The organism is Hydrogenophaga sp. (assembly GCF_018780385.1).
Classification (GTDB): Bacteria; Pseudomonadota; Gammaproteobacteria; order Burkholderiales; family Burkholderiaceae_C; genus Hydrogenophaga.
Map to the genome: position 1 here is coordinate 18036 of NZ_JADMJO010000078.1, position 15390 is coordinate 33425.

Sequence of the window (15390 nt, forward strand, 5' to 3'; positions counted from 1 at the left end):
TCACTTGTCCACGAAAGCGCGTTCGATCACGTACTGCCCGGGCTGGCTCATGTTGCCTTCGCGCAGGCCCAGCTTGTCGAGCAGGTCACGGGTGTCGCGCAGCATTTCGGGGCTGCCGCACAGCATGAAGCGGTCGTCCGATATGCTGAGTGGCGGCAGGCCCAGGTCGTGTGGAAGGCGCCCGGTTTCCAGCAGCGTGGGGATACGCCCCTGGTGCCGAAACGCCTCGCGCGTGACTGTGGGGTAATACAGCAGCTTGGCGCGCACCTGCTCGCCAAACCACTCGTTCCTGGACAGTTCGTGGGTAAGCAGGTGCTCGTAAGCGAGCTCGTTCACCTGTCGGCAGCCGTGCACCAATACGATCTTGTCAAACAGCTCGTACACCTCGGGGTCACGGATCACGCTCATGAAAGGCGCCAGCCCCGTACCGGTGGACAGCAGATACAGGTGGCGCCCGGGCGTGAGGTTCTGCGTAAGCAGCGTGCCCGAGGCCTTACGCCCGACCAGCACCGTGTCGCCAACCTGGATATGCTGCAGGCGTGAGGTCAGGGGACCATCAGGCACCTTAATGCTCAGGAACTCCAGCGTCTCTTCGTAGTGCGGGCTCACCATGCTGTATGCGCGCAGCAAGGGCCGGCCGTCGACCATGAGACCAATCATGGCGAACTGACCGCTCTGGTAGCGAAAGCCCGGGTCGCGGGTGGTGGTGAAGGAAAACAGCCGGTCGGTCCAGTGGTGAACCGTCCGCACCTGGGCTTCGAACAGATTGCTCATGGTCGGGCTTCCGGTTGAAGGGTCGAAGAGAGTTCTCGCAGGTAGGGCCACGGATAGATGCCACGGTCGTGGCCATCGTCAAAGCACAGCTGCAGGCCGAAATCCCCCACCGGGTGGAGTTCGGTCATCCGGGTGTTGGCAGGCGAGGTGGGTCCGAGGCCATCGCGTCGCAGCTTCACGCACGTGGCGCAGCGGCAGGCACTGCGCAAGGCGTGTGAGCTCATGGACGCCTGCAGGCCGTCGCTCCAACCAATGTCGAGCCGGCCCGATGCCTGGTGGTGAACGATGTCCACCGGGTGCACACTGTGGGCGCTCATCCGATCGTCCCTCCCACGCCGTGTGGTCCCATCTCGACGCTGAGGCCGGCCAGGCCGCCTTCCTTGAGTTCGCCCCCCATCGCCGCCAGGCTCTCTTCGCGAATCAGCCCTTTGATGGTCTGCACCAGGGCGAGAAACTCGGGCGTGGACGTCATCTCGGGCGTACGGGGCCGGGGCAAGGGCACCACGATCTCGGCCTTCACGCGGCCCGGTCGTGCCGTCATCACGTAGATGCGGTCCGAGAGGAAGATCGCTTCATCGATGTCATGGGTGATGAACAGCACCGAGATGCGCAGGCGCTGCCACATGTTGGTGAGAATTTCCTGCATCACCACCCGGGTCTGCGAATCCAGCGCGCCGAAGGGCTCGTCCATCAGCAAAACCTGAGGACTGGTGGAGAGCGCCCGCACGATGCCCACGCGTTGCTTCATGCCGCCCGAGAGCTGATCGGGGTAGTGGTTCTCGAAATGCAGCAACCCCGCCAGCCCCAGCAGGGTGCGCGCACGGGTTTCGCGGGCGCTGGGCGAAACACCCTGGATCTTCATGCCAAATTCGACGTTCTTGCGCACCGTCATCCACGGAAACAGCGAGTACTGCTGAAACACCACGCCGCGGTCGGCGCCGGGCTCCTCGATGCGCACGCCATCGAGTCGGGCCTCGCCCGCACTGGGTTGCACGAAACCCGCCGCCACGTTGAGCAGGCTCGACTTGCCGCACCCCGAAGGTCCGATCAGTGAGACGAATTCACCGGGTTGCACGTGGATGGAGACCGAGTCCACCGCCTGGACCACCGAACCCTTGACCTTGAACTGGATGGACACGTCCTGCATTTCAACCAGGCCACGCACCGCCGACTCGGCTTTTTGCACGACAGCATTCATGAGCGCCCTCCCGGTGAAGCCGATGACTGCCAGGGCATGGCGATGCGAGAGGCGAGGCGGATGGCGCTGCTGCACAGCAGCCCCAGGATGCCGATGGTGATCATGCCCAGCGCGATTTCGGGGTAGGAGATGAGCGAATACGCCTCCCAGGTGAAGTAGCCGATGCCGAACTGGCCCGAGATCATTTCCGCCGCGATCAGCGACACCCAGGCCACCCCCATGCCCACGGCCAGACCAGTGAAGATGTGAGGCAAGGCGGCGGGCAGCACCACCTCGAACAGCAGCGTGGGTTCGCGCGCACCGAGCGAACGGGCGGCTCGCAGCAGCACCGGGTCGATCGCTTCCACACCATGGATGCTGTTGAGCAGGATGGGGAAGAAGGCGCCTAGGAAAGTGATGAACACGATGCTGACCTCGTTGCTCGGCCACAGCATGATGGACATGGGCACCCAGGCAATGGCGGGGATCGGCCGGAACACCTCCAGCGCGGGCATGCTGAGCTGGCGGAACCACCGATAGCGGCCGATCATCAAGCCCAGGCCGATGCCGAGCACCGCGGCAATGGCAAAGCCATAGAGGATGCGGCGCACGCTGATGCCGATGTTTGTGACGAAGGCGGCGGACTGGTTGACCTCGATCACCTTGTCGAACACGTCGACCGGGCTGGGTATGTTGCCGAAGCGCACATAGAAGTCGAGGCGGTAGAGCGTGGCCAGGTGCCAGGCCAGCAACACGCAGCCAATTGAGATCACTGCCATGATCCAGCCGGTCATCTGGCCCTGCATCCACGTGCCAAGGCGGGCCACGGTAGTGAGGCTAGCGCTTGCATTTACTGTGGGCGCGGGCTGGTGTTTCACGACGTTCAACACAGTCACAGTGAACGTGGTGTCCGGCGCATCCGGTGTCTCTGCAGTGTGCGCGAGCGGCGTAGGGTTGTTGGGCACGTACCCCGCAGGGTCACGGCTCACTTCCAGCAAGGAGGCGGCGTGCATGGCTTATTTCCCGCTCATGGCCAGATCGCTGGCGGGAACAGCCTGCGCCAGCGCTTCGTCGTACGACGCCAGCTTGCCACCGCTTTGGACCGCAAAAGCTTCCGCGTCTTTCTTCAGCAGAAAGGGCACCACCGCGGGGGCCTTGGGGTTGCTCAGGTTGACCGAGTAGAACGCCTTGTCGGCAAACAGCTTGATGCCCAGTGCCTTGTCGAAGAGGTAGGCCACCGACACCTTCTTCCCTTCGGTCTGGTACTGCCGAATCCCGGCCAGCAGGCAGGTGGGTGAACTCACCGGAACCAGACCCCCGCCTTCCAGCCAGATCTCACCGGCGTCCTTGGGGTTGCTCACCATGCGGTTGCAGATGGGGTCTCGGCCCGCGATGTCGTAGTTGGCCAGCGTCTGCTTCTGCGCCTCGTAGTCCTGCCCGCGCTCCTTGAAGGCCTGGCGCACATAGGTCTCGTTGACCCAGGCGTTGATGTCGAATTCCTTCACGCGGCCCAGCTTGGACAGCACGCCGTGCGCGAGCTTGATGGTGTCGAGCCAGCGGGGCTTGATGGTGGGGTCCAGCGTGTGGATGCCGTTCGGGCCGAGGAACATGTAGCCCACTTCCTTCTCAATCTTGGTCCACTCCTCCACCTTCTGCATTGCCAGGCTCGGGTTCTTCCGCACCCAGTCGTTAGCCTCCATCAAAGCCTTGATGTAGGCCACCACTGCCTCTGGGTAGGCGTCGGCGAAATCCTTGCGAACCACCACACCATGAAAGGTGGGCACTTTAGTCTGGGCGCCGTCAAAGATCTTGCGGGCGAATCCGCGGTAGGGCAGCAGGTCGGCGAAGGGAACAAAGTCACCGTGAGCGTCGATCTTCTTTTCCTGCAGGTTGGTGGTGCCCACCTCGGGGCTCTGGCTCACCAGGTTCCAGTAGTCGCTGGGCCAGCCGCGCTCCTGCATGGCCTGCAGCATCATCCCGTGGGCGGCCGAGCCGAAAGGCACGGACACCGTCTTGCCCTTGAGGTCGGCCAACTCGTAGTAGGGGCTGTCCTTGTGCACGACCACGCCGTTGCCCGAACCGAAGGCGTTGTACGCAATGATGGCGACCAGCTGGGTTTCGTTGCCACGATTTTGCTGGCCGGTGGCGCCGTTCACCAGCAGCGGGTAGTCGCCCATCATCCCGATCTGCAGCTTGTTGGCCACCATGCCATTGGTGACCGGGGGGCCGGAGGTGAAGTTCTGCCAGTCGAGCTTCCAGGTGATGTTCTGGTACTTGCCGGTTTTGGGCAGGTGCTTTTCCAGCAGCTTGAGTTCCTTGAGCACGATGCCACCGGTGACGGTGTTGGTGGTCGTGTTCTGCGTGCCGATGCCGATCGTGACTTCCTTCTTGTCCTGCGCCAGCAGGACCGAGGGCAACAGCGCCAGCGACATCCACACCACGGGGTGCAAGAGGTGGCCGAACCAGGCGGGACGTGGGGTGCGGGTGATAGCAGTCATGAGAACCTCCAGGAGAGTTGAACAATCAATCGGGATCCGGGCGTGGCCGTGAGCGTGGGGCTCAGGCGGTCTCGCTCAGCAGACTGCGCTTGTCTTTGCGCTCGGCCCATTGCGCCGCGTCGGGCAGGGGCTCTTGTGTGGTGGTGATCACGGGCCACTTGGGAGAGAGCGCGGCGTTCAGCGCCACGTACTCCCGCTGGTCGGGACTCAGGTCCTTCTCTTCCAGAATCGCCTCCACCGGGCACTCGGGAATGCAGACCCCGCAATCGATGCAGACATCGGGGTCGATCACCAGGAAGTTGGGACCCTCGTGAAAGCAGTCCACCGGGCACACCGCCACGCAGTCGGTGTATTTGCAGCCTATGCAGGCTTCCGTGACGACGTGTGTCATGCCACACCTCCCGGGTTTCCCTGCATCTGGATGGACGTCAGCGCGAGCTTGGCCAGCTTGCGCACATCGGGGTCGCTGTCCTTGAGTGCGCGCTCCAGCGGGGCAATGCCACGGGTATCACCGATCTCCCCCAGCGCAATCACCGCTTCCTTGCGCAGGTTGCTCACGGCGTGAGCCGTGGCTTCGGCCAGCACCTGAACCGCCGCGGCGGCCTTGAGCTTGCCCAGGCTGCGCGCGGCCTTCACGCGCACTTGCCAGTACTCATCGGCCATCGCACGGATGAGATCCGGCACGCCCAGCGCCGAGCGGGTTTTGGCAAAGGTGGTCGCGGCCTCTTCGCGCACCTGCCAGGCGGTGTCGACCAGGGCGCGGCTGAGTGCCGGGTGCACGCTCACGGCAGTGGACTCGCCGGCATAGCCCAGTGCCCCCACGGCCACACGCCGCACCTCGGGCTCCCCATCGTGCGCAGCCACCTGTGTGAGGGCGGCGATGGCCTGTGGCCGTTTCAGGTACCCCAACACGCCCACCGCCTCGCGCCGCACCACTGACTCAGCGTCGCTCAGCGCCTGCATGGCCGGCTCGAAAGCCTCCTCAACGCGCAACGCACGCACGGCATGGAGAGCAGCGGCTTTCACGCCGGGGTCGGCGTCCAGCAGATACGGCAGGATGGGAGCGGCCGATGCCGGCTCCTTCAGCTCCGCCAGCGTGTAGGCCACAGCGGCCCGCACATCGGCGTCGCTGTCCTTGAGCAAAGGCACCAGGGCGTTGAGCGCCTCCAGATCTTCGATGCCTTCGAGCGCCTTGGCGGCTTCCAGCCGCACCAGCGGGCTGCTGTCGCCCAGCGCTGCGATGAGCAGTGGGGTGGGGTCGTCTTCTTCGTCCGTGTAGGGCAGGTCAATCACGGCGACACGGCGCACGCCCGGGTCGCTGTCCTGCAGTCGCTGACGAATGCTTGAGTGAAGTGCGGAGGTCATGATCACCTCACCAGATAAGGAATGTTCACGTGCACGGCGCCGGTGGGGCAATCCTTCTCACACGGCATGCAGTACCAGCATTCATCGAATTTCATGAATGCCTTGTTCTTCACCAGGTCGATGGCCAGGACATCGAGTGGACAGACGTCGACGCAGACGGTGCAGCCCTTGTCGGCAATGCACTTGTCGTCGTCAACGACAACAGGTGCCTGGGTTCGTGTGGTGGTGATGGTCATGGGGATGGCCTTTCGGTGGGTGATTCAATTCAGGCGGCTTTGGCGGTGGCCGGACTGGCCACACGCAGGCGCTGGTAAGCCACCTTCTCCTGATCGTTGAGTTCGACCACGTAGGGCTCCACCTCGCGCTTTCGGAACCTGGCGTTGCCATCGCCGTCGCTGGTGACGTTGGTGTGGCAGAACCAGTTTTCGTCGTCTTTTTCCGGGTGATCCACACACAGGTGGTACAGCCCCCAGCGGCTTTCGGTACGGAACAGCGAAGAGCGCGCGGCCAGTTCGGCGCAGTCGCGGATGGTGTGGGCTTCCATGGCACGCATGAGCTCGTGCGGGTCTGCGGCCACCATGTGATCCAGGTCTTCGCGGATCTCGTCAAAGCGCTGCAGTCCGATCTCCATCTTGCGCGTGACCTTGGGCGGCTGCAGGTAGTCGTTGACCACTCGGCGGGTCTTGTATTCGATCTGGAACGGCGTGGGTCCCTCGCTGCGCGACAGCGGTGCGGCAATGCGCTCACGCTCAACCTGCACACGGTCCTGGTCGATGCGCGGATCGCTGGCACCGGCCACGTAGTCGGCAGCGTTCTCACCGCAGAACTTGCCGTAGACGAAAGCGCCCAGCATGTAGTTGTGTGGAATGCTGGCGCAGTCGCCCGCCGCGTACAGGCCGGGAATGGAGCATTCGCCACGCTCGTTGGTCCAGATGCCGGAGGCGCTGTGTCCGCTGCAGAAGCCGATCTCGGAGATGTGCATCTCGATCATGGCCTTGCGGTAGTCCGTACCGCGCCCCTCGTGGAAGCGGCCACGGCTGGGGCGCTCGTTGGTGTGCAGGATGTGCTCGATCTCCGAGATGGTCTCCTCGGCCAGGTGGTCGAGCTTCAGAAACACCGGACCCTTGCCACCTTCGAGTTCGTTGAAGAACTCCATCATCATCTGGCCGCTCCAGTAGTCACATTCGATGAAACGCTCCCCTGCGTTGTTCGAGGTGTAGCCCCCGAACGGACCGGTCACGTAGGCACAGGCCGGGCCGTTGTAGTCCTTGATCAGCGGGTTGATCTGGAAGCACTCGAGATTCGTGAGCTCGGCGCCGGCGTGGTAGGCCATCACATGGCCTTCGCCTGTGTTGGTCGGGTTCTCGTAGGTGCCGAACATGTAGCCCGAAGCCGGCAACCCGAGGCGACCGGCCGCGCCGGTGCAGATCACCACCGCCTTGGCCTTGATGACGTAGAAGTCGGCGGTGCGGCAGTCAAAGCCCATCACCCCCGTGATCTCGCCACTGGCGCCGGTGAGCAGCCGGGTGGCCACCACGCGGTTGGTGATTTCCACACGCGCCTTCTTCAGCTGGCGGTACAGCACGCGCTTCATGTGGTGGCCTTCGGGCATGGGCAACACGTAGCTGCCGATGTGATGCACCTTGCGCACGGCGTAGTCGCCGGTCTCGTCCTTCTCGAACTTGATGCCCCACCGGTCCAGCTCCTCGATCATGGCGAAGCTGTTGGCTGCGTAGGCGTAGACACCCTTCTGGTCCACGATGCCGTCGTTGGCCACCGTGATCTCCTTGGTGTACTGCTCGGGCGTGGCGTGACCAGGTATCACCGCATTGTTCAAACCATCCATGCCCATGGAGATGGCGCCGCTGCGCTTGACGTTGGCCTTGTCCAGCAGCAGGACGCGCAGCTTGGGATTCTTCTCCTTGGCTTTGACCGCGGCCATGGGGCCACCGGTGCCGCCACCGATCACCACAATGTCGTACTCGAGTTCAATGGTTTTCATAAAGACCTTTCGGGTTGTTCACAGGGGTTGAGGTGTCAGAGCGGGGCGCGATCGACGCGCACCTTGTACTGAAAGGCGTCTCCGCGGTAATAGAGGTGCTCGTAATCGATCGGGGTGCCATCGCTGGTGTGGGTGGTTCGCTCGATGACCAGCACCGGCGAGCCCTCTTCCACCTGCAGTTGCCCGGCCAGTCGCTCGTCGGCCAGCGTGGAGCCGATCTGCAGGTCGGCATGGCCCAGCGACATGCCGTAGTCGTTTTCCAGAATCACGAAGACGTCGCGGCTCGCGAGGTCTTCCTTGGCCAGGCGCGCGCCGATGGTTACGGGCAGGTAGGTGATGTCCAGCGAGATCGGTTCGCGGTTGAGAAAGCGTAGGCGCTGCAACTCGGTGACGCGTGCCCGCTTGGTCAGTTGCAGGCGTTCCTGCACCTGGGCCGACGGCACTACCGTGCGCATGGACACGACACGCGCAAACGTCTCGTAGCCCATCTGCCGCATGGCTTCACCAAACCCCTGCAGCTTGCCCAGGTCCTGAAACGCCTTGGGCTTAGCCACGAAAGTGCCCTTGCCATGGATGCGAAACACCAGGCCCTCGTTCTGCAGGTCGCTCAAGGCCTGGCGCACCGTGATGCGGCTGACATTGAAGGCAGACATCATTTCGCTCTCTGAAGGCATTTGCGCGTGGGGCTTGTAAGTGCCATCGAGCACGCGAGCGCGCAGGATTTCCTTGATCTGCTCGTACAAAGGCTTAGGCGAGGACAGCTGAATTTCGTCCGCCTGCCTGGGCAAAGGAAGATTGGTGACGACTGCGCGTAAACCGTTGGAGGCCATGGTTTTGCTCGTTTCGTGGAAACTTGTTATGACAAGTCATGATGAGCAAAAGCTGTGCCAGCCAAATTCTCTAGATCTGCACGACAAACAAGCTAAATCCGACTTCAATTAGCCGCCACATTGCGGTTGTGGTGCGCGCGCGTCCCTCAACCGGTGCGCCACTGGCGAGTTACGCACTATTCAGTGGCGCATCCGGTGGATGTAACGAACCCGTAGCCCTGCAGCAACTGAGCGATGCGCTGGACTTGAGCGGCGGTGACGTCGCGCCCGACCGCGCTGAAGTGGGCGGCAGGGGAACAACGGCCGCTGGCGCCTTCCTCTGCCTTGGCAACGTAGTCGAAAACAGTGGAGGCGAGGACGCCCAGGTCCTCGATCTTCTTGATCTCGATGTCGGCGGCAGTTTCCTTGAGTGTGGCGGCGATGACCGCAAGGTACTGGTCGGCCTTCTGCGGCTAGTACTGCTGTAAGGTGCGCAGGGCGCGCAGCAGTTCCTTGGGGCGGCGGCCGAACAGGGCAAACGACTGGCTGGCCACTGGCAGGCTGGGGATGACTTTGATCCCCTCCTGTTGGAGTGTCTGGAGCACATATTCACGTCGTCATCGCCCAGCGTCGGGCAGTCGGCCGTGGTTGCGGCCTCGAAGGCGTGTTTGCCTTGCACCGTCATGCCCACGACCTGGACGCGGTGTGATCCGGCGCCAATGAAGATCAAGTGGCCGGGGTACCGATCACGCTTTGCTGTTCCATCTAGAAAGCTACTACGGGACACCGGTGCTGGACAGCGCGAACTGATCGGATGCGAGCCAATTGAAATGGCTGATCAATTACTTCCATGTCGTATGCAGGGAGCACCGGATTGCTATCCATAAGGTAGATTCAGCGCATGAATAGACGAGATCTCCTGAGCGGGCTTGCGGCGCTGCTCCCCAGCGAACTCCTGCTTGCTAACCAGCCTCATCGGGGCAAGCTGGTGATTGTCGGAGGCGCTGAAAAACGTTGGAAAGATCGCCTGATCCTTCGCAGCTTCCTTGAGCACGCAGGTGGTATCTCCGTACGCGTGTGCCTTTTGGTGGCGGCTTCATCGGAACCGGCCGAAGCGGCCGCAAGTTACTTGCGGGCGTTCTCGGACCTCGGCGTTAAGGACTGCGAAGCGCTGCCCGTTATAGACCGGGCCGGCGCCTTCGCGCCTGAGGTGGCGAAGTCCATCCTCGAAGCAAACGCGGTCTTCATCACCGGCGGTGACCAGGCGCGCCTGATGACCTCCCTTTGGGAGACGCCTGCACTGGCCGCGCTGCACCGGGCGCACCATCTGCACGGGTGCTGCATCGGTGGCACGAGTGCCGGAGCCGCGGCAATGTCGCGCCACATGATCTCGGACGGTGAGGCTGTGCACCGCCCACGCAAGGGCGTGGTGGAAACCGATATCGGGATGGGCCTGCTGACATCCGCGATCGTCGACCAGCATTTCTCGGAGCGCCGGCGTTTGGCGCGCCTGCTTTCGGCGCTGGCGCGTAGACCCGACCTGCTTGGCGTCGGCGTGGACGAGAACACGGCATTGGTGATCGATGGCGAAAAGGGGATTGAAGTCGTCGGGACAGGCGTGGTCACTTTGGTCGATCCCTCCTATGCCCGCACCAACATCGACGGACTTGAGGACGAAGGGCTGCTAGAACTTCTGGGACTGCAGCTCCACACGCTGCCATCGGGCCACCGTTACCCGGTGAACGGCTTCGCGGGGGCCGCTTGGCCGCCCGAATTGCTGAAAGCTGTGCAACGGCTGGTACAGCCTGGTCCGGTGCGGCTTTAGCGTGTCTCGCCGCAATACCCCACCAAGACCAGCGGCTCGGTGCCCCTGTAGGCACTGGGCAGCGATGAGCAAGCCTTCGGTTGCGCATTCGTGATTCATGGGGCTGGTGGCTCGCTCAGTGGAGTGAAAGACTCCCCAATGTAGGACGTTGGAATATGCTGCACTCTGCGCAGAAACACAGGCTGCCAGTACCGTTTGATGTTTGCCGCACCTACCGGCGCCAGACCTGGCCAGCCCCGTCACTCTTGGTTTGTCCTACCAGCCCCAAAGCAAGCTCTTGGCAATCCAGCCGCTTTTCGTCCCCTCTCTCTCGACACGGACCCATCGCCCGCGCTTTTCGAGCGTGCGCATCAATTCACCGTACTCTGCCTTGCCTACGATTCGGTACTGAGTCCCCGGACCGCTACGCACATTGGCGGTGGGGCGCTTAACCAAATGGTAGGGCGTGTTGCCAGTTAACGAGCGTGCCACCCAGCCGGTGTCGCCTTCAAAGTCTTTGACCTGCAGCCATCGGACTTGGCGTTTGAGAACTTACAGCGGGTACCCCCTTTTCAGTTCCCACAACACTTCTGTATGGGTTCCAGGCCCAGAACGCATGTTCAGTGTGCTGCCTTTGACGCTGACCATGTTCTGGGCCATCGCGCTTGAGAGGGTGGCCGAGCAAAGAATCGCGGCAATCACAAAGCGGCGTGCGGTCGTTGCTGCAAGCATGCGAGGGTAGCTCCTTGAAAAAGTAGAAGAGACGATTTGGGTGGAGGTCTTGTGAGTTGGCAAGTTCCCCAGTTGACGCCATGAGAAGCATTCACTGCGGGCAAGGACTACGGCCAAAGCTCCTCGGGCAACCGGTCTCGGCGGCACAGCGGTCGCACGGAGCAACCTCTGTCGAATTCACAGATATGAAAATCTCATTCCTTCGAAACGCAGGCCGCGAGTGTCCCAATTCAGTCTGGGGACTAAACCGCTCTCGCGGTAGTCTCCGAGCGTGGAGGGTTGGTTGACGGCGATGGTGCATCGCGCCGATGTTGTGAGCCGAGGCGATTGGCCTTGATCACGACAGGAGCACCATCATGAATGCACCCCATCCGACGGTTTCACCGTTGCGCCAGCGCATGCTCGAGGACATGCGAATGCGCAGGCTTGCGCCCAAGACCCAGACAGCCTACATCCGAGCGGTGCGCCGCTTTGCCGCCTACCTGGGTCGGCCCCCAGACACCGCCACCGTGGAAGAGCTGCGCAACTTCCAGCTGCACCTGGTGGACCAGGGCACCTCACCCACCACCCTCAACGCCACCATCACCGGGCTGAAGTTCTTCTGCGAGATCACCCTGGATCGTGCAGAGTTGACGACCAAGATGCAGCCCGTTCATGTGCCTCGCACCTTGCCGGTGGTGCTCAGCCGCGAGGAAGTGGCGCGCTTGATCGCAGCAGCACCCAACCTCAAGCACCAGACCGCGCTGTCGCTGGCCTACGGCACGGGCCTGCGTGCCAGTGAGGTGGTTTCCTTGAAGGTCGGCGATATCGACAGCCAACGCATGACTCTGCGCGTGGAACAAGGCAAGGGCAGCAAGGACCGCTACGCCATGCTCTCGCCCGTGCTGCTGGAGCGCCTTCGGGTCTGGTGGCGCGTGGCCCATGCGCAAGGCAAGATGCTCGACGGCGGATGGCTATTCCCGGGCATGAATCCAGTCGACCCGCTCACAACCCGCCAGCTCAACCGCGCCATTCACATGGCGGCCGAGTCGGCGCACATCGACAAGCGCGTGTCCATGCACACGCTGCGCCACAGCTTTGCGACCCACCTGCTGGAGCAGAAGGTGGACATCCGGGTGATCCAGGTTCTGCTGGGGCACAAGAAGCTGGAGACGACAGCCATGTACGCGCAGGTGGCCACTGACGTCCTGCGCGAGGTGGTCAGCCCGCTGGAGCAGCTCAGCACCGCGTAGGCCCACCATGGGCACCGCTGCCCTGGAGGTGGCGGACATCTTCCGCACCCACGGGCCGGCCTGGCGGCAAGCCCAGCGCTCCCACCTGAGCCTGGGTCAGCTCAAGGTCATGACAGCCATTGAACAGTGCCGCAGCGCGGCACTGGGAGGACATGTGCTGCGCTGTGAAGACTGCCAGCGCCTGCAGGTCGCCTACAACTCGTGCCGCAACCGGCACTGCCCCAAGTGCCAGGCCAGTGCTGCACAGCGCTGGCTGGATGCGCGCCAGGCCGACTTGCTACCCGTGGACTACTTCCATGTGGTCTTCACGCTGCCCGCACCCATCAGCGAGATCGCGTACTGGAACAAGGCCGTCGTCTACGGCCTGCTGTTTGAGGTGGCGGCACAGACGCTGCGCACCATCGCCGCTGATCCCCGGCACCTGGGCGCGCAGATCGGCGCCACCCTGGTGCTACACACCTGGGGTTCGGCGCTCACGCACCACCCGCACGTCCACGGCATCGTGCCCGGCGGCGGGCTCTCTCCCGACGGCCAGCGTTGGGTGGCTTGCCGACCGGGATTCTTCCTGCCGGTGCGCGTGCTCTCGCGTCTGTTCAGGCGGCGCTTCCTGGAAGCACTGGAGCAAGAGCACCGCGCAGGTACGTTGCAGTTCTTCTCGCAACACACCGCGCTGGGCGATCCGAAGGCCTTCGCGCGGTGGCTCGCGCCACTGCGCCGATGTGAATGGGTGGTCTATGCCAAGAAGCCGTTTGCGGGGCCACAGGCTGTACTGGCCTACCTCTCGCGCTACACGCACCGGGTGGCGATCTCCAACTCGCGCCTGGTGGCGCACGACGAGCGAGGTGTGACGTTCCGCTGGAAGGACTACCGTGACAAGGGGCCCGCCCAAGGCAAGACTCGCCACAAGACGATGACGCTCTCGCCCGAGGAGTTCATGCGCCGCTTCCTGCTGCACGTCTTGCCCGGCGGGTTCCACCGCATCCGGCACTACGGGTTGCTGGCCAACCCCCATCGAAGGGAGTGCATCGAGCAGGCGCGCCAGCTGCTCATGCCTGAGGCGCCAGGCGCACGGGCCGAGAAGGCCGGGCGCGGTGTGGTCGAGCAGATCCGCCCGACCTTCGTCTGCGTTCACTGCGGCGCGATGATGCTCATCGTCGAGACCTTCGCACGCGGGCAGTCCATTCGCACACCTCACCAGCGAGGACCACCGTGAGCACTTCGGCGTTCGCAACTTTGAGTGTGTCTGGAGCGGGCTCACCACGGCTCTCTGCAGACCCCTGCGTCCGACTCAGAAATCCACGGCGCGACCCCTGCGAGATCGGCTGCGGATGCTCATGTGAAATCGCACGGTACGCCCTGGTGGCGCCTTCGCGCACTGGCCAGTTGGCGCAGTTGCCATCGCCAACATCTCTGCGCACTGTCAAATCCCCATAGAGCTGCCAGCTGGTACGCCCAGACGGGTGCTCCCCGCGGTTTCCTCCCTAGAGGCTTGTACGACGCCCACCCTTCGTGGTCAGCGTGTGTCGTCGGCGCGCCTGCGCGGGAGGGCGTCCTACAACCCTTAACTGAAGCCGTCGGCCGATCTCCAGAAGTCGTAAGTGCAGCGATTCCTGTCGAGGACGATAAGTAAGTGATCAAGCTGTGGTTGCCACTCAGCGGTCGTTCGTGTGCATGTTGTTCTGGGGAACGAGCTACAGGTTTTGGGAGTGTGGCAGACACTGCTACTTGGCAAGGCTTGTGCAACTAATCCGCTGCCGGGCTCAGGTTCTACTCCAACGAAAGCACGCTCGGCGACGTACGGAGCTGCCCGAAGTTGACATGGACATCAACCCCACGAGAAGGCTCGCGCCGCCGCACTTCCCACTGATGCCCCGAGCATAAGTCCCGTCAACACATCCGAGGGGAAATGTGCACCCGAGTGCACCCGCGCCCATGCAGTGATCACGGCGATGGAGGGCAACATGGCGAATTCGGGCCAGACGATCATCCACGGCGACAGCGCCCCGGCCAGGCACGCCATCACGGCGGCGTGGGTGCTGGGCATTCCGCCCCGATCCGAATGATTGAGGTGGTTGGCACAAAGACCGATGGCGAACGGGCGCCTTGAAGAAAGTAGTTTCGCAAACCGTTTGACAAGAATTTGCATCAGTGTCGCCACTCCGAGCGCATACAGCACGGGGCCGATGGCATCGGCCCTGAAGACCAGGGTTGATCCGAGCACAGCGACCAGCGGCAGCCAGCTCCAGTGTGCGATGGCGATTGCACAGCTTAGTCGCAAAGGGCGGTCGGTTCTGCCAGCACCCATCCAGTAAAACCACGCGATATCGCGAGATCGGCCCGATGGAAACGCAAGTGCGGCACTGAGTTCTGTATGGGTCGACATGGCCCAATGGTGCCTACTGAACATGTCATTGGTATTTCTTTGCCGCAGTTACACCGCTTGGGCTGGCGCAGCAATCACGGTGTCATATTAACCGCGCACACTTTATGCATACCGCTGGTCCTGACGGGTAAAAAGTATCGGGACACCACATTCCAAATGAACACCGTGGCTGGTTCTCGAATGGTCATGCCGGACCGGGAGTAAGCAGTCAGCCGCCCGCCAGCTCCGATGCTTGAAGCGACGTGTCTAGCAGACGGCCCTTGCTGCTGTAGCGGCGGTCCAACCGCCATTCGCCCAGTATTTCAAGCGCCGATTTGAATTGCGAGTAGCTCAGTGAGCACAGTTGACTCAACGGAAACCCCCCAGCGTACCCACTGTGATCTCGAAGGCTGCGGTCACGCCTGCAGCTCAGTCAAACTGGCGCGACGAATTGACGTTCACCCTGACCTCGGGCGAAGGCAAGGAAATCAAATTGCGCATGGCCGAAGGCGAAACGGCCGAATTCCAGTGGATCGTCAATGGCGGTTCGGTCAACTACGACACGCACGGAGACGGTGGCGGGCGCTCCATCAGCTACGAAAAAGGCCGCGGCGTGCCAGCCGACGATGGTGCTC

The 15390-nt window shown here is 62.7% G+C and carries 18 protein-coding genes and 1 pseudogene; 5 read left to right on the forward strand and 14 right to left on the reverse strand.

Translation table 11 applies throughout. The annotated features are described in order from the left end of the window. The 10 genes from IV113_RS19705 to IV113_RS19750 all read right to left on the reverse strand — a co-directional run bounded on the left by IV113_RS19705 (position 1) and on the right by IV113_RS19750 (position 8646). Positions 1–774, reverse strand: coding sequence for a ferredoxin--NADP reductase (locus IV113_RS19705; RefSeq protein WP_291088521.1), 774 nt, complete (start codon positions 772–774; stop codon positions 1–3). Next, positions 771–1091 carry a DUF971 domain-containing protein gene (locus IV113_RS19710; RefSeq protein ID WP_291088523.1) on the reverse strand — a complete coding sequence of 107 codons (321 nt, stop codon included), beginning with the start codon at positions 1089–1091 and terminating at the stop codon, positions 771–773. Before IV113_RS19710 ends, IV113_RS19705 begins: the two co-directional genes overlap by 4 nt. Beyond that, positions 1088–1972, reverse strand: coding sequence for an ABC transporter ATP-binding protein (locus IV113_RS19715; protein ID WP_291088525.1), 885 nt, complete (start codon positions 1970–1972; stop codon positions 1088–1090). The genes IV113_RS19710 and IV113_RS19715 overlap by 4 nt, the downstream gene beginning before the upstream one ends. Then, positions 1969–2730: an ABC transporter permease gene (locus tag IV113_RS19720; RefSeq protein WP_291088527.1), complete on the reverse strand. Its 762-nt coding sequence runs from the start codon at positions 2728–2730 to the stop codon at positions 1969–1971. Before IV113_RS19720 ends, IV113_RS19715 begins: the two co-directional genes overlap by 4 nt. A 237-nt stretch (positions 2731–2967) precedes the next feature. Further along, entirely contained in the window at positions 2968–4449 is a 1482-nt protein-coding gene (locus IV113_RS19725; protein WP_291088529.1) for an ABC transporter substrate-binding protein, read from the reverse strand. 61 nt (positions 4450–4510) lie between these two features. Next, entirely contained in the window at positions 4511–4840 is a 330-nt protein-coding gene (gene fdxA, locus IV113_RS19730) for a ferredoxin FdxA (protein ID WP_056273817.1), read from the reverse strand. Then, complete coding sequence (locus tag IV113_RS19735; RefSeq protein WP_291088532.1) at positions 4837–5814, reverse strand: HEAT repeat domain-containing protein; 978 nt, start codon at positions 5812–5814, stop codon at positions 4837–4839. The genes fdxA and IV113_RS19735 overlap by 4 nt, the downstream gene beginning before the upstream one ends. A gap of 2 nt (positions 5815–5816) precedes the next feature. Next, a complete protein-coding gene (locus IV113_RS19740; RefSeq protein ID WP_056273822.1) occupies positions 5817–6050 on the reverse strand; it encodes a ferredoxin family protein in 234 nt (77 codons plus the stop codon). A 29-nt stretch (positions 6051–6079) separates the two neighbouring features. Next, positions 6080–7816, reverse strand: coding sequence for a fumarate reductase/succinate dehydrogenase flavoprotein subunit (locus IV113_RS19745; protein ID WP_291088536.1), 1737 nt, complete (start codon positions 7814–7816; stop codon positions 6080–6082). A gap of 35 nt (positions 7817–7851) precedes the next feature. Continuing rightward, on the reverse strand, positions 7852–8646 hold the full coding sequence (locus tag IV113_RS19750) for a GntR family transcriptional regulator (protein ID WP_291088538.1): 795 nt from the start codon (positions 8644–8646) through the stop codon (positions 7852–7854). Between the two features lie 245 nt (positions 8647–8891). Between IV113_RS19750 and IV113_RS19755 the strand changes: the two genes are divergently transcribed. Continuing rightward, positions 8892–9113 carry a hypothetical protein gene (locus IV113_RS19755; protein ID WP_291088540.1) on the forward strand — a complete coding sequence of 74 codons (222 nt, stop codon included), beginning with the start codon at positions 8892–8894 and terminating at the stop codon, positions 9111–9113. On the opposite strand, the gene IV113_RS19760 is transcribed toward IV113_RS19755, so the two are convergent. Next, entirely contained in the window at positions 9099–9230 is a 132-nt protein-coding gene (locus IV113_RS19760; RefSeq protein WP_291088542.1) for a hypothetical protein, read from the reverse strand. The genes IV113_RS19755 and IV113_RS19760 overlap by 15 nt on opposite strands. 296 nt (positions 9231–9526) lie before the next feature. Here IV113_RS19760 and IV113_RS19765 point away from each other — a divergent pair, with 296 nt between their 5' ends. Next, positions 9527–10450 (forward strand): cyanophycinase, encoded by a 924-nt coding sequence (locus IV113_RS19765; protein WP_291088544.1) that lies wholly within the window; start codon positions 9527–9529, stop codon positions 10448–10450. Between the two features lie 255 nt (positions 10451–10705). On the opposite strand, the gene IV113_RS19770 is transcribed toward IV113_RS19765, so the two are convergent. After that, positions 10706–10921 (reverse strand): SH3 domain-containing protein, encoded by a 216-nt coding sequence (locus IV113_RS19770; RefSeq protein WP_291088546.1) that lies wholly within the window; start codon positions 10919–10921, stop codon positions 10706–10708. Between the two features lie 60 nt (positions 10922–10981). Beyond that, positions 10982–11161 (reverse strand): hypothetical protein, encoded by a 180-nt coding sequence (locus IV113_RS19775; protein ID WP_291088548.1) that lies wholly within the window; start codon positions 11159–11161, stop codon positions 10982–10984. 356 nt (positions 11162–11517) lie between these two features. On the opposite strand from IV113_RS19775, the gene IV113_RS19780 reads away from it, so the two are divergent. Beyond that, positions 11518–12393 carry a site-specific integrase gene (locus IV113_RS19780; RefSeq protein ID WP_291088550.1) on the forward strand — a complete coding sequence of 292 codons (876 nt, stop codon included), beginning with the start codon at positions 11518–11520 and terminating at the stop codon, positions 12391–12393. A gap of 7 nt (positions 12394–12400) precedes the next feature. Beyond that, complete coding sequence (locus IV113_RS19785) at positions 12401–13606, forward strand: IS91 family transposase (RefSeq protein ID WP_291088552.1); 1206 nt, start codon at positions 12401–12403, stop codon at positions 13604–13606. A 612-nt stretch (positions 13607–14218) separates the two neighbouring features. Here the strand turns inward: IV113_RS19785 and IV113_RS19790 are convergent. Further along, positions 14219–14776 carry a phosphatase PAP2 family protein gene (locus IV113_RS19790; RefSeq protein ID WP_291088554.1) on the reverse strand — a complete coding sequence of 186 codons (558 nt, stop codon included), beginning with the start codon at positions 14774–14776 and terminating at the stop codon, positions 14219–14221. Positions 14777–15206: 430 nt separating this feature from the next. Between IV113_RS19790 and IV113_RS19795 the strand changes: the two are divergent. Then, positions 15207–15390: pseudogene (locus IV113_RS19795) on the forward strand (transmembrane anchor protein); the annotation flags it as partial.

Excerpts from the sequence above, each read along its gene's own strand:
- IV113_RS19725 (WP_291088529.1), bottom strand. The coding sequence starts at position 4,449 with ATGACTGCTATCACCCGCACCCCACGTCCCGCCTGGTTCGGCCACCTC.
- IV113_RS19745 (WP_291088536.1), bottom strand. The coding sequence starts at position 7,816 with ATGAAAACCATTGAACTCGAGTACGACATTGTGGTGATCGGTGGCGGC.
- IV113_RS19780 (WP_291088550.1), top strand. The coding sequence starts at position 11,518 with ATGAATGCACCCCATCCGACGGTTTCACCGTTGCGCCAGCGCATGCTC.
- IV113_RS19750 (WP_291088538.1), bottom strand. The coding sequence starts at position 8,646 with ATGGCCTCCAACGGTTTACGCGCAGTCGTCACCAATCTTCCTTTGCCC.
- fdxA (WP_056273817.1), bottom strand. The coding sequence starts at position 4,840 with ATGACACACGTCGTCACGGAAGCCTGCATAGGCTGCAAATACACCGAC.
- IV113_RS19790 (WP_291088554.1), bottom strand. The coding sequence starts at position 14,776 with ATGTCGACCCATACAGAACTCAGTGCCGCACTTGCGTTTCCATCGGGC.
- IV113_RS19720 (WP_291088527.1), bottom strand. The coding sequence starts at position 2,730 with ATGGCAGTGATCTCAATTGGCTGCGTGTTGCTGGCCTGGCACCTGGCC.
- IV113_RS19710 (WP_291088523.1), bottom strand. The coding sequence starts at position 1,091 with ATGAGCGCCCACAGTGTGCACCCGGTGGACATCGTTCACCACCAGGCA.
- IV113_RS19705 (WP_291088521.1), bottom strand. The coding sequence starts at position 774 with ATGAGCAATCTGTTCGAAGCCCAGGTGCGGACGGTTCACCACTGGACC.
- IV113_RS19785 (WP_291088552.1), top strand. The coding sequence starts at position 12,401 with ATGGGCACCGCTGCCCTGGAGGTGGCGGACATCTTCCGCACCCACGGG.
- IV113_RS19765 (WP_291088544.1), top strand. The coding sequence starts at position 9,527 with ATGAATAGACGAGATCTCCTGAGCGGGCTTGCGGCGCTGCTCCCCAGC.
- IV113_RS19740 (WP_056273822.1), bottom strand. The coding sequence starts at position 6,050 with ATGACCATCACCACCACACGAACCCAGGCACCTGTTGTCGTTGACGAC.
- IV113_RS19715 (WP_291088525.1), bottom strand. The coding sequence starts at position 1,972 with ATGAATGCTGTCGTGCAAAAAGCCGAGTCGGCGGTGCGTGGCCTGGTT.
- IV113_RS19775 (WP_291088548.1), bottom strand. The coding sequence starts at position 11,161 with ATGCTTGCAGCAACGACCGCACGCCGCTTTGTGATTGCCGCGATTCTT.
- IV113_RS19735 (WP_291088532.1), bottom strand. The coding sequence starts at position 5,814 with ATGACCTCCGCACTTCACTCAAGCATTCGTCAGCGACTGCAGGACAGC.